Source organism: Paenibacillus sp. J2R1T-4 (assembly GCF_059692235.1).
Window position 1 is genome coordinate 124,642 of the sequence record NZ_JCAUBA010000012.1, and the last position, 12,238, is coordinate 136,879.

At 42.3% G+C, this 12,238-nt stretch carries 15 protein-coding genes and 1 pseudogene; all 16 read left to right on the forward strand.

What is annotated here, in order from left to right; all coding sequences use genetic code 11:
- The first annotated feature begins 20 nt into the window (after positions 1-20).
- The 16 genes and pseudogenes from AC58QD_RS20060 to AC58QD_RS20135 all read left to right on the forward strand — a co-directional run bounded on the left by AC58QD_RS20060 (position 21) and on the right by AC58QD_RS20135 (position 12,194).
- On the forward strand, positions 21-293 hold the full coding sequence (locus AC58QD_RS20060) for a hypothetical protein (protein ID WP_497336532.1): 273 nt from the start codon (positions 21-23) through the stop codon (positions 291-293).
- Positions 294-615: 322 nt separating this feature from the next.
- A complete protein-coding gene (locus AC58QD_RS20065; RefSeq protein WP_497336534.1) occupies positions 616-1,221 on the forward strand; it encodes a histidine phosphatase family protein in 606 nt (201 codons plus the stop codon).
- Between the two features lie 399 nt (positions 1,222-1,620).
- Entirely contained in the window at positions 1,621-2,073 is a 453-nt protein-coding gene (locus AC58QD_RS20070; RefSeq protein WP_497336536.1) for a pentapeptide repeat-containing protein, read from the forward strand.
- A gap of 83 nt (positions 2,074-2,156) precedes the next feature.
- Entirely contained in the window at positions 2,157-3,302 is a 1,146-nt protein-coding gene (locus AC58QD_RS20075; RefSeq protein ID WP_497336538.1) for a serine hydrolase domain-containing protein, read from the forward strand.
- A gap of 326 nt (positions 3,303-3,628) precedes the next feature.
- Positions 3,629-4,417 (forward strand): SDR family NAD(P)-dependent oxidoreductase, encoded by a 789-nt coding sequence (locus AC58QD_RS20080; protein WP_497336540.1) that lies wholly within the window; start codon positions 3,629-3,631, stop codon positions 4,415-4,417.
- Positions 4,418-4,519: 102 nt separating this feature from the next.
- A pseudogene (locus tag AC58QD_RS20085) lies at positions 4,520-4,729 on the forward strand (IS3 family transposase); the annotation flags it as partial.
- A gap of 240 nt (positions 4,730-4,969) precedes the next feature.
- On the forward strand, positions 4,970-5,191 hold the full coding sequence (locus AC58QD_RS20090) for a helix-hairpin-helix domain-containing protein (RefSeq protein ID WP_497336542.1): 222 nt from the start codon (positions 4,970-4,972) through the stop codon (positions 5,189-5,191).
- Between the two features lie 70 nt (positions 5,192-5,261).
- Positions 5,262-5,795, forward strand: a complete 534-nt coding sequence (locus tag AC58QD_RS20095; protein ID WP_497336544.1) for a GNAT family N-acetyltransferase — start codon at positions 5,262-5,264, stop codon at positions 5,793-5,795.
- A gap of 5 nt (positions 5,796-5,800) precedes the next feature.
- Positions 5,801-6,223 (forward strand): VOC family protein, encoded by a 423-nt coding sequence (locus AC58QD_RS20100; RefSeq protein ID WP_497336546.1) that lies wholly within the window; start codon positions 5,801-5,803, stop codon positions 6,221-6,223.
- A gap of 28 nt (positions 6,224-6,251) precedes the next feature.
- Entirely contained in the window at positions 6,252-6,809 is a 558-nt protein-coding gene (locus tag AC58QD_RS20105; RefSeq protein ID WP_497336548.1) for an RBBP9/YdeN family alpha/beta hydrolase, read from the forward strand.
- Positions 6,810-7,019: 210 nt separating this feature from the next.
- Entirely contained in the window at positions 7,020-7,946 is a 927-nt protein-coding gene (locus tag AC58QD_RS20110; protein ID WP_497336550.1) for a phosphotransferase family protein, read from the forward strand.
- Between the two features lie 192 nt (positions 7,947-8,138).
- Positions 8,139-9,050: a phosphotransferase family protein gene (locus AC58QD_RS20115; protein WP_497336552.1), complete on the forward strand. Its 912-nt coding sequence runs from the start codon at positions 8,139-8,141 to the stop codon at positions 9,048-9,050.
- Between the two features lie 78 nt (positions 9,051-9,128).
- Positions 9,129-9,593, forward strand: a complete 465-nt coding sequence (locus tag AC58QD_RS20120; protein WP_497336554.1) for a GNAT family N-acetyltransferase — start codon at positions 9,129-9,131, stop codon at positions 9,591-9,593.
- A gap of 84 nt (positions 9,594-9,677) precedes the next feature.
- Positions 9,678-10,253, forward strand: a complete 576-nt coding sequence (locus AC58QD_RS20125; RefSeq protein WP_497336736.1) for a C39 family peptidase — start codon at positions 9,678-9,680, stop codon at positions 10,251-10,253.
- A gap of 389 nt (positions 10,254-10,642) precedes the next feature.
- Positions 10,643-11,290 carry a phytoene desaturase family protein gene (locus AC58QD_RS20130; protein ID WP_497336556.1) on the forward strand — a complete coding sequence of 216 codons (648 nt, stop codon included), beginning with the start codon at positions 10,643-10,645 and terminating at the stop codon, positions 11,288-11,290.
- A gap of 76 nt (positions 11,291-11,366) precedes the next feature.
- Entirely contained in the window at positions 11,367-12,194 is an 828-nt protein-coding gene (locus AC58QD_RS20135) for an AraC family transcriptional regulator (protein WP_497336558.1), read from the forward strand.
- Positions 12,195-12,238: the final 44 nt, after the last annotated feature.

A 12,238-nucleotide genomic window follows, 5' to 3' on the forward strand; every position in this document is an offset into this window, starting at 1 on the left:
GAGATAGGGGGAGCACTCCAATGAAACCGTCTAAAACGGAACCACAATGGTACCAGTCACTGAAAGTTGATCCCTTGAAAAAGAAGACATTTACAGAAGAATTAGTAGCGAAAATTAAAACACGTGCCTCGTCTCCTGCAAAGAAACAAACAAAAACCAAAGTCGGTATAGCCTGGCTGGCAATGGGTGTATTGAGTGTAGGACTACTTCTTTTTGCGGGACAACAACATCGACCGAGAGAAACAATTAACTTACTCTTATTTATTCCAGGAGGAAGGGAACTGGTTTATTGAATTCGGAGTGGGAGACGAGTTGCATTGGTTCCTGCAATATCAGAATGGGGTGCTAAAAGAAGTGAAACTAGCGGACAATCGGAGCCGTCTGATGGAGTTGAGAAAACAGCAGAATCATATGCATTGAAGACATGGCGGTTATCTTAACGTTAACGATAAGAGAAGGCAGCTGATGATCTGTCGAGTGACAAGAACATATGCCGATTAAAATCCACTAGACTAAGCTCTATTTAGAGTACTATAATGTCATTAGACGTATATCTAATTAGAATTCTATTGAATTTATTTTATTTTAAAACTATCGGTTAAAGGAGTTTCTTAAATGAGTACAAATTTGTATCTCATAAGGCATGCTATCAAAGAAAAGTCGATTGGAGATGTCCCAATATCCACTGAAGGTATATTGCAAGCACAAGCGACAGCTGAATATTTTCGTAACCTTCCGATAAACACCATATTCTCAAGTCCACTTAGAAGGGCAAAAGAAACCGCCATATATATTGCATTAGAAGCTGAATTAACTATTTCAGAAGATAATCGATTGCGGGAACGTGCTAACTGGGGGGATTTACCTGGGCAAACATTCGATGAATTTGTTGCGATGTGGGAGCGATGTACAGTGGATCCTGACTATATACCACCCGTAGGTTATTCTGCGAAACAGGCAGGTGAACGCTTATCCTCGTTTTTATTAGAATTGGCAAAGAAACATCCGCCTGAAAGTAACATTGTAATTGTTACTCATGGGGGATTAATAACTGATTTCCTGGTCAATACATTTTCCGAGAACCAACTGAATGTTTGGCACCCTAATTTTGTGGAAGTACAAAGCGACCTGATTCCTGAGTGCTCGATCACAAAGCTAATTTATGAAAGTGGGAATTACAAATTAGATTTCTTTGCCTCAGTAGAACATTTACAATCATAAGAATGCTACGAACGTTAAACATTTAGATTTTGTTAGTGAATGACTTTTGTCGTGATTCGATAAGCAAAAATTCGCCCATTCATATGCCGAAGGACAAAACGGCCATAAGTGTAGGAGCCTATTTCAACAAGGCTTCTTTTTGTTTAGTAAGTAACAGGCTGAATAGTTCAATAAGACATTGTTGGAAATATTTAGATACCGTACAATAAGGTCAGGTAATAATCTAAGCACATTAACATTGGACGCACTTGATATATATAGAAAGCTACAAACGAAAAATGTACTCTTAACCAAGCTGCAGCTCGTTAACGATTTCAATTACTTTGAGTTCGTTGACATAGAAGGGAAGCTATATTAAACCATTTGTGAACCTAAAATAATATTAGGAGGAAAGTGAGTATGTCAGAGTGGACGAAAGGAACAGTTAATTTGCAGATGACCGATATATCTGATTCGAAATTTCAAAAAGTGGATGCGAAGAGACTCAAGTTCGATGAAGTGGATCTTGCAGGCACAAATATTAACTGTGCTAATCTAGTAGGGTTAACTTTAAATGATGTGAATCTAACAGGTGCAAAAATAACTATCGCAAATATGAGTGATATGATTTTTGAAAAAGCTCAAATGACCGGCGCGCAGTTTCGCGATATTGACTGGCCAATAGAGGGTGTTGATGCTAATTATGATCCTGAGGAAAAATATAGACCGGTGGTATTTGATAATTGTATTTTAAAAAATACTCTGATTACAAAATGTGATTTATCCAATGTGATTATCACGGATTGTAATATAACGGGGTTAATCATAAATGGGATCTCGATTGATGAATTACTGAGAAAACACAAGGATTAAATGTAAAGTGGGGTAGCAAGTATTTGCTGCTCTTTTTGTGTTTTATTGAACTGACTTAACAGAAATATTGGGAGGAAGTACTTATGGAATTAAAATATGGGAGTGCCAAAGATGCAGGCATGTCGCAAGAACGAATCGATTACTTAGAAAATTTGGTATCGAGCTGGGTGAACGAAGGGATGATGCAGGCAGCATCTATGTGTGTCGTCCGAAGAGGGATCATCGTTTCGCATGCGTCATATGGTCCGCTAACCCTTGATCCTGAGTCACTGAAATTGGACAAGGATTCATTGTTCCCGCTTGCTTCATTAACTAAACCGGTTACAGCCACATGTCTCATGAAGTTGGTGGAAGACGGATTATTGGAACTAGTCGATCCGGTGTCCAAGTATATCCCTGAATTTACTGGGGAAGGTAAGCATGCTGTAAAGATTCATCATTTGCTTACCCATACTTCGGGATTAAGAGATGAGGATGTTCATTACAATTCCTCGAAAAAATTAGATGAAGGGGTGATCGTTCCCGAACCGGAAACATCTCAGCATCCAAATATTCAAAAAAGACTTTATCTTGGATATGATACTCCATTATGGAAGCCTCCCGGTACAGAAATGCGTTACTTCAGCTATGGTTACCTGCTTATTGGGGAAATCGTCAGGAGGGTAAGTAAACAGTCCCTTGAAGATTATGCAAGAAAGCGGATTTTTGCACCTCTAGGCATGAAGGATAGTTATTATATTGTTCCTGATTCCATGTTCAACAAAGTCTATAAAAGAGCAGAACATATTTATGGAAGCTGGTACTCAAGTCCCGAAGCTATGAGGAATCCTTCAGCTTCGGGAGGAATGTATTCTACTGTTAAGGATATGGCAGTATTTGGGCAAATGTTTTTAAACAAAGGAATCTATGGGGAGTCTAGAATTTTGAGTCCAGTAACGGTGAATGAAATGACTTCCAATCAGATACCCGGTGTCTCTGCATTTCATGACGGTGAATTTTTTACGGAAGCCAACTGGGGCTATGGATGGAATATACATGGAAACAAACGTGATGATAGTGGCAGTCTGCGCTCCGCTCAGGCCTTCGACCACGGGGGTGCGGGCGGTGTCAGGCTTCTTGTAGATCCGGTTTACGATGTCGTGTGGGCTTACTTCCCCATAATTACGGACAAGTTATATACTCGAAATTTATTCCATAATGTGGTCATGAGTGCAATAAACGAATTGTAGTTTATAAATGTCGAAGGCTGGGAGTTGAACTATAAGGCCGGAGATTATATGCTGTATCTGGAAGCCGATCAACAGGATGGCACCATTCAACACCTGACGTTCAAGAAGCAGTAAACAGGATTACGGTACAAGGAGCTCCCAGCACATGACAGACAAAAGCCGGATCTTCCTCTTTCGGGGCTGCTTAAGCGGGTTCCTCATCATGATTCCCGTCTGGGCGATTGCGCTCTATCTTCTGCTGCGCTACGTCTTCTAGCGTTTCTCTAGTCCACCAGTCCCTGCGTTCGGGATTATGAAGCCAATACCAAGAAAGGGAGCACAAGCACATGCGCCAAACCGCTTTAATCACGGGAGCCTCCTCAGGCATTGGAGAAGCTTTTGCCAAGGAGCTCGCCAAGCAGGGCAAGGATCTTATCCTTGTAGCCCGCTCGAAGGACAAGCTAGACGTATTGGCTGATGAGCTGTCTCGCCGCCATGGCATTGAAGTTTTTGTCATCCCAGTCGATCTCAGCCAGGAAAACGCCGCTAGGCAGATTTACAACGAAGTGGACCGGTTAGGCAAGGAAGTGGATCTTCTGGTGAATAATGCAGGCTTCGGGTTAAGCGGCGAGTTCTTGAACCATCCGGCCGAAGACTATCGCAAGCAGGTGGCGTTGAACGTGACGGCCCTGATGGAGATGACCCATCTATTCCTGCCCGGCATGGTGGCCAGGCGGGATGGAGCTATCCTTAATATCGCGTCCCTGCTTGCCTTCTTCCCCTTCCCCTACTGCTCCGTCTATAGCGCAACCAAAGCGTTCGTACTGAGCTTTACGGAATCTTTATGGGAGGAATACCGCAGCCAAGGCATTCGCATCTTAGCAGTTTGCCCGGGCCCAACGGAAACGAACTTTTTCAAGACGGCCCGCGAGGTGGAAACCAGAAGCAAACGAACTCCCGAACAAGTGGTGCACACCGCCTTAGGCGCGTTGGGCAAGGGCAGAAGCTTCGTCATAGACGGCACGAACAATTATTTCACCGCTCTCCTCGGTCGAATCATGCCCAGAAGGAACGTTGTGAAGATGTTTGGTTCGGTGCTGCGAAAATCGATTGCCTCTAAACAGGCGGATTCGTAAAAAGGAAAGACAGCCTAAATTTAATCCTTTTCTAAACGGAGCTCCCTTGGTGTGCGTCGATAGGCGCTCGGGGAGCTACCCGTCCATCGTTTGAATTGCTTGAGACGTGGGAACTGCTGGGACAATGCTCCTCAAGAGTCCTTTTTCGGGCACCTAAAGGACCACGTCAAGAGTTGCACCTGCTCGATGCTAAATGATCTTCAAACTGAGATCGATGAGTTCATCCGATATCATAGCCACCACCGCTACCAGTGGGGACTAAAAAAGATGACCCCTGTTCAGTACAGGAATCATCTCCTTAAGGCGTGCTAATTCTTTTTTTTAAGTGTCCTTCTAGAGGGATCACTCACTGCTGTTGCAGTTAGCTAGCTAATCCTTTTTGTTCGTTGAAGTAACGGGCAGCTTGTTAAATATCCTTTACTAGTGCGTGTATATTTAAAAATGAGCAATCGACAAGAAATCATGACATAGTAATCTGCTATGATAGAGAGAAACTTACAATCCATCAAATCAAGAAAGATAACCACAATTCAAGAGAAAGGAGAAATAGCGTTGACCAATATCAATGAACCTAAACCTGAAAGCGACCTTCCAACCGGGATAGGCAAGCCCGCACAACGAGCACTCGCTAGGGCTGGATACTTGCGGCTTGAGCAGTTCACGTTGATCGGCGAGGCCGAGATTCTGAAGTTGCATGGCATGGGACCAAAAGCGTTGGGTATTATCCGTCAAGCACTTGCCGCTAAGGGACTATCGTTCGCTGACAAATCTTAAGCGACGGAAATAGGCACTGTCGTTGTTCAACTACCGAATAACGAGAGTTAAATAGTCTGGAGGAAATAAATTGTCGATTACGACAGAACGATTATCCAATTTTGATCAGGTGAAATTACTTGATTCAGAATTTCCAAAGCACTTTCCGTGGTTTTCAATAAGCGCTTATCATGAGAAATGTTTATTAGAGAATCAAAACGGTTCAAGAATAACATTATTGGCTTATTATAACGATGATCTGGCAGGATGTTGTCATTTGCTTTATAAGTCGAAGTATCCTTACTTTGTTGACCGCAATATACCTGAAATTAACGATTTGAATGTGTTGCCACCTTATAGAAATAAGAGGGTAGCAAGTACATTATTTGACGAGTTAGAGGAAATAGCATCTAGGTCAACACAATTAATTGGCTTAGGTGTAGGGCTTTACAAAGACTATGGAAATGCTCAACGAATGTATTGTAAAAGAGGCTATGTTTTAGATGGAAATGGCATCTCATATCAGAATCTTGAGGTTAAGCCTGGAGAAACAGTTGTTGTAGATGATGAATTGCTTTTGTATCTGGTAAAAGAGCTAACGGCAACAATCCGATTGGAGGCTTGATGTACATGATTCAATCAATAGTCCATATCGCTCTAGTTGTAGAAGATTATGATCAGGCGATAGAGTTTTATACAAAGAAGCTGAATTTTACTCTAGTCGAAGATACGTATCAGCCCGAACAAGACAAGCGGTGGGTAGTTGTATCTCCTCCTGGGTCAGTCGGCACTACTATATTACTTGCAAGAGCATCGAAGCCTGAACAAGAGATGTTTATTGGCAACCAGACGGGCGGAAGAGTTTTTCTGTTTTTAAACACGGATGATTTCTGGAGAGATTATAACGAAATGATCTCAAGGGGAGTAGAATTTGTTAGAGAGCCCAAAGAACAATCATATGGAATGGTGGCAGTATTTAAAGATTTATATGGGAACCTGTGGGATCTGCTGGAACTAAATGAAGACCATCCTATTTCCAAGCGAATAAAGTAGCCGGTATGAAAATGGAAGGAAGTGAACTATGAAAGAACGCGTACTTTTCATCCAAGGTGGCGGACAAGGAGCATACGAAGCAGATGAAAAATTAGCTATGCATCTGCAGGATTCACTAGGTTCGGATTACGATGTATTGTATCCGAGGATGCCTGACGAGGGAAGGCCTGAGTATGAGGCATGGAAAGATCAGATTATCCAAGATCTCACTACACAAGACGGAGAAGTAATAGTTGTCGGACATTCTTTGGGCGCTTCATTTTTACTAAAGTATCTTTCTGAAGAAGAACTCACAAAGCCTATTGCAGGAGTTTTCCTTATCGCGTCTCCCTATTGGGGAGCTGAGGATTGGGAAGTGGGTGAGTATGCACTTTCTGAAGATTTTGCAACGAAGCTCTCCAGGATTCAACGAATATTCTTTTATCATAGTCGCGACGATGTATGGGTGCCATTTGACCACCTGACAATGTACGCAGAAAAGCTTCCCAAGGCAGTCATTCGCGAGTTCGATGGGCGCGGACATCAGTTCAACAACGATATGTCTGAAGTTGCTCAGGATATTAAAAGTCTAGCGTACGTTACTTGAAAGGGATCACTCACTGCTGTCGCAGTTAGCTGATCCCTTTTTGTTCGCTGAAGTAACGGGAGTCTAGTGTGGTAATTACAGGCTTCATAGGATGTACTTAAGGGTAGATTCGCGAATTAACTTCTATAACAGTTTAATACCGACCACTAGTAATATCTGAATGGTAAAATAATGCTATTGTTCATTCTAATGGGATAGGTGTGAGGTTAGATGACTGTGTACGAAAAACCAAAATTAGAAATTCCGGAAGTAGAAGTTGTGTTGAGTAATTATTTTGGTACAGATGTATCTGGAGTAACGCAATTGAAAGGGGGGAATTTATCCTCTGTCTTCTCCTTCTCGTATTCTCAGAAGGAATACGTCATTAAATTCAGCGATTTAAATGGAGTATATGAAACTGAACGCTTTATTGCAACCCTACTATCGTCACAGGGTATCCCATTTCCTTCTTGTCTCGGGCTAGGGAACTTTAAATCATTGAACTATTTGATTTCAGAGAAAATCAGCGGACACAATCTAGCAAGCTGCTCTCCTGAGCAGCAACTCCGCATGCGTCCAGAGCTTGTTCAGATTTTAACACTAATGAACCATGTTGATTTAGGACAAACAAACGGTTATGGAAAGATAGATTCATATGGGAATGGTGCATACAATACTTGGAAGGAACATGTAGTTTCTTCTTTTGCTGAAGATACTGCTGGGTCCTTCTGGGATGGATGGTACAGCTTATTCGAAACCTCCTGTCTAGAGAAAGATGTGTTCGATGAATGTTATAATCGTTTATTGGCTTACTCCAACTATAATGAACCACATCGCTATTTTATCCATGGCGACTTTCATCAATGGAATATTTTATCGGATGGACAATGTATTACCGGCATTATTGACAGCAATGGTAAATATGGAGATTTTCTTGTCGATCTTGCAGTATTAGATTGGCATATGAAGAAACTAGATGTGATCCAAGAATATCAGAAATATCAACAACAAACAGGTACTACCATTCCTGATTTTAAGGAAAGATTAATTGGTGCGAAATATTACAATGGTTTAGTCGGATTACGTTTCTATGCGAAGATGGGGTGGAATGAAACTTATCAGCAACTTCGCGATGAACTTTTAAACTTGACCAGTTAAGCATTGACATGCGTATGGAATATCAATCGCCTCTCGGGATCAGCTATGTGGAATGTAAGGAAGGTGAAACATGGGGCTATCCGAAGAAGTAATGCAGTATTAAAACCTGTGGATTGATCCATTGAACAAACGGGTACGATATCCTATTCAAATAGAAATGTGTAAATATCCTTATCACAAGGAGGAATTACTGTGGAGGATTTCAAGCAAACAGCGAATCGTTTTGTGAAGGCCCACTTCGGTAATCGTGCCCAATATCTTGCGCCCCTCGGATCTGGTGATTGGTCGAGAGCCTACTCATTCATGCTTGATGGGCGTGAGATGGTTATTCGCTTCGGTGCATATCTGGACGACTTCGAGAAGGATCGTGTAATGGGAGCATATTCCATGGCCGCCCTGCCGATTCCAAAGGTTATAGAGGTGGGTGAGACGGAGAGCGGCTTCTTCGCCGTATCCGAGCGAGTTCTAGGAGAAAAGCATCTCGATGAGCTTGACGGGCCGGAGCTGCGGATTGTTCTTCCACAACTGTTCGATGCTCTCTACGAACTTCAGAAGTTCGATCTCACTGACACACAGGAAGTTGGACTTTGGCGTCCGGAAGGGACAGGTCCAAGCTGGGGAGCCGAGCTTCTTTCGGTGGCCGAGCCCAGAGATCGTCTTAAAGGCTGGCGCGAACGGCTTGACGCCTCCCCACGGGAGACAAATATCTTTGACGCCGGAGTAGTGAAGCTTCGCCAGCTGGTACCGCAGCTTCCGGAGTGCCGGGGTATCGTCCATAACGATCTCTTGAACCGAAATGTTCTGGTGGACAATGGGAAGCTAACCGGGGTGTTCGATTGGGGTAATGCGTTCTATGGCGACCCTCTCTACGATCATGCTTGTTTTCTTTATTGGTGGCCTTGGTTTCCGCAATGGCAGGGGATTGACTTGCAGGAAATGCTAGACCGCCACTGGGAAAAGCACGGAGGCTCGCCCGCACAGATGAAGGAACGCCTTCTCTGCTACCTCATCCACATCGGGCTCGACCATATCGCCTACAGCGCTTTTAGGGAACGAACAGAGGATATGAGACGAAACGCTGATCAATTGTTGACTTACATCTGACAGATGTAACCGCAACAGCAGGCTATGGTGAATAATGCAATTATGGATAGTTTGGGAATAAATGGGTGGGGTAACAAGATGGAAATCATACAGACAACCGATCATGAAATCATTAGTCTCTTAAATAAAGAGATACATGATTTGCATGTAACTCTATATCCGGATCACTTTAAAGAGTATAACTATGAAATCATGAATGACTTTTTCAATCAGATCATGAATAAACCAGAACATATATTTCTCTTGTTGACAGAAGAAGATAAATGCCTGGGTTACTCTTGGATTGAGATAAGACAATACTTAAGTAATCCATTCATAAAGCCGTATAAATCCGTATTTGTGCATCATATTTCAATTGTTAAAGAGGCTCAAAATAAAGGCTTAGGGAAAGGGCTTATGAATAAAATTTATGAAATTGCAAAAGAACAGGGCATTGAAAAAATAGAACTCGATTATTGGACAGATAATGAAATTGCCAAACAATTTTATGAAAAGAATGGATTTATAAAGTATAGAGAATTTGTATATAAAGATCTAATCTAATGAGAGTAAACTATTAACCTGGCCCAGGATCACGGAATAAGAAACCAGGACGAGGCTGCCGGCATGGATCGGTAGCCTTATCCTATTCCATTTTACACTCAGCAAGTTGATTTTAATGATGTAACTCTACAAGGATTTAAGAGTAAACAAGAGGCTGAACACTGGCAAGGGCGTGGTTGTGGGATTGCATCCACTAAAATGGTGATTGATGGCTTTCAGATTTATCGTGGTTTTAAACTAAGTGAAGCATATGGAGAATTAGTTAATAAGGGTTTAGAAATGGGAGCATATTGTGATCGAGGATGGATTCATGCAGGCTTAATTAAACTGGCTAAAGATTATTCGATATCTGGTCAGACATTTAGACGTAGCACTGTAATTGATGTTCTATCAGAAATAGAAAGGGATAGACCCTGTATAACATCGGTTACTGTCGGTTTTAATGGCGGGAAAATTAATAGTAAAGGTGAAGTTATTCCAACGGGCGGTCATTTGATAGTTGTTACTGGGGCAGTTAAAGAAAATGGAAAGTTACAAGGAGTTGTTGTAAATCATCCATCATCTGATTCTAAGCTCAATTTGGAAAATCATTTTGTTAATATTGAAGATTTTATACGATCCTTTTCTGGTGCATTTATGTCATTTTGGATTAATAAATAGAACTCCGATGAAGATTTATTGCTCCAATGGGTAAATGATTTAGAAATCAAAAAGAATAATTTCATGAACCAAGATGTTGCTCTTAAGCAATTTTATGAAGTCAACTGAAGCGAAACGGAATAAATCGTAACAAAGCAAAGAAGATGACCGATCTGGCTGCGCTATCGGGACACGTTACTTCAAAAGGGATCAGCTTACTGCCAGGCAGCTAGCTGATCCCTTTTGTTCGCTAAGCTAACGGGCAGGATTCTCAAAATTGCCTTTTCTAAACTGATGTATATCCGAAGTACGAAGGCTTCCCAAAAAATGATTAACGAATCATGTCACAGATCCACAACATTCTCCATCTTAGTTTATGAATGAATAAACAGCGAAGGAAGGTATGTTGCATGAAACAGTTTGATGTGGCAATCATTGGTGGAGGCATTACGGGTTTGGTGGCATCGATTGAGTTGGCTCAGGCAGGTAAGTCCGTTGTCCTTTTCGAGAAGTCCAGCCAGCTTGGCGGTCGGGCAATATCTGTCAAGAGAAACGGGGCTATCTTCGATCTTGGCTCGCATGCAATAATCAAGGGAGGGGCATTGCATGAAATCTTTCAAGATTTAGGTATAAGAATGGAAGGAGGATCTCCCGGGACTAACGTATCCTTTCTATGGAACAATAAGGTATCCCATATGTATAATTTTTTGTTCTCTCGAAAACTGAGCTGGTCAGGTAAGATGGAGTTTATAAAGTTTTTTAAAACGTTGACAAAATTCGATGCCGATTCAGTGCCGGCGATCAGTCTGTGGAGTTGGGTTGAACAAAAATTTAGCGATCCGATGACTCGTCATATCATTTATGCAATGTTAAGGACAAATTCGTACGCACAAGCCATAGATCACCAATTGGCTGGCCCCGCTCTACGTTCTATAGCACGCACGACCAAAAAGAATAGCATTGTCTATATTCAAGATGGCTGGCAAACTTTAGTTGATCAGCTTTACGAAAAAGCAGTTCGGTCAGGCGTCTCCATTTGCAGAACGATTCCGGGTTGACAAAGAACGATCTCCACGAATAAGATCAAACTACCGATAGATGTATAGGATGCTAATAGTATTAGGAGGGAGTTTCGTGCATACGCCCCAATCTATTATCGAATTTTTCGCTTATCGAATGGCGGAGCGCATCGTGCGATTTTTGCACTCGCATCCTGAGTACGAGTTGATCTACATTCACAGCGGCTGGTGCAACTATTTTGTCGGAGTTCACAGTTTTACGTTGACGGAAGGCGATCTAATCATCATGAACGGGTTAAGCCTGCATGGGCCGATGATGAAGGATAGCTGTATCCGAACCGACATACGCTTTAGCGAAGCGGATGTGAAGCCTCTTACAACACTTCCGGATTCCGTCGATGTATTGAAACCGTTCAGGGATTTCCAATATTATCGATGGCATCTTGAACAGAGCCAACGACAGGAGATCGAACTGCTTCTGTTGAATATTAGACGCTTCTATTACGTTGGTTCTCCCGATTTAACCTCCTATAACCGTTTGCGAGCTGTATTCCTGGAGCTCTTGTTGTTTGTTTACGATTGCAGTCTGACACCGATGGAGGAAAAGGGAAGCGTTCCTGTTCATAAAGAAATGCACGTCAGGAAGACGGTTACGTATATTGAAGAGCATTATATGAATGACTTGACGCTGGATGAGCTGGCGGAAGGGGTGCATCTGAGCAAATTTTATTTGACCAGAATTTTCAAGGAACTGACAAGCTTGACCGTTTTTGAGTATATCAATAAGCAGAGGATCAAGGAAGCCAAGCTGCTGTTCATGTCGGACAGAAATCTAACGGTTACGGAAGTTTGCTACAAAGTCGGGTTTAACCATCCTCCCAATTTTTCAACGGCGTTCAAACGGCTGGTTGGCGTAACACCGGAACAGTTTCGCAAATACTAGGAAAGCCAAAACTCGGATAGCGGTTGTCGTGAGCCCCACTAAGG

What these genes read in the sequence shown, in the direction of transcription:
- AC58QD_RS20060 (WP_497336532.1), top strand. Translation starts at nt 21, where the DNA reads ATGAAACCGTCTAAAACGGAACCACAATGGTACCAGTCACTGAAAGTT.
- AC58QD_RS20065 (WP_497336534.1), top strand. Translation starts at nt 616, where the DNA reads ATGAGTACAAATTTGTATCTCATAAGGCATGCTATCAAAGAAAAGTCG.
- AC58QD_RS20070 (WP_497336536.1), top strand. Translation starts at nt 1,621, where the DNA reads ATGTCAGAGTGGACGAAAGGAACAGTTAATTTGCAGATGACCGATATA.
- AC58QD_RS20075 (WP_497336538.1), top strand. Translation starts at nt 2,157, where the DNA reads ATGGAATTAAAATATGGGAGTGCCAAAGATGCAGGCATGTCGCAAGAA.
- AC58QD_RS20080 (WP_497336540.1), top strand. Translation starts at nt 3,629, where the DNA reads ATGCGCCAAACCGCTTTAATCACGGGAGCCTCCTCAGGCATTGGAGAA.
- AC58QD_RS20100 (WP_497336546.1), top strand. Translation starts at nt 5,801, where the DNA reads ATGATTCAATCAATAGTCCATATCGCTCTAGTTGTAGAAGATTATGAT.
- AC58QD_RS20105 (WP_497336548.1), top strand. Translation starts at nt 6,252, where the DNA reads ATGAAAGAACGCGTACTTTTCATCCAAGGTGGCGGACAAGGAGCATAC.
- AC58QD_RS20110 (WP_497336550.1), top strand. Translation starts at nt 7,020, where the DNA reads ATGACTGTGTACGAAAAACCAAAATTAGAAATTCCGGAAGTAGAAGTT.
- AC58QD_RS20120 (WP_497336554.1), top strand. Translation starts at nt 9,129, where the DNA reads ATGGAAATCATACAGACAACCGATCATGAAATCATTAGTCTCTTAAAT.
- AC58QD_RS20130 (WP_497336556.1), top strand. Translation starts at nt 10,643, where the DNA reads ATGAAACAGTTTGATGTGGCAATCATTGGTGGAGGCATTACGGGTTTG.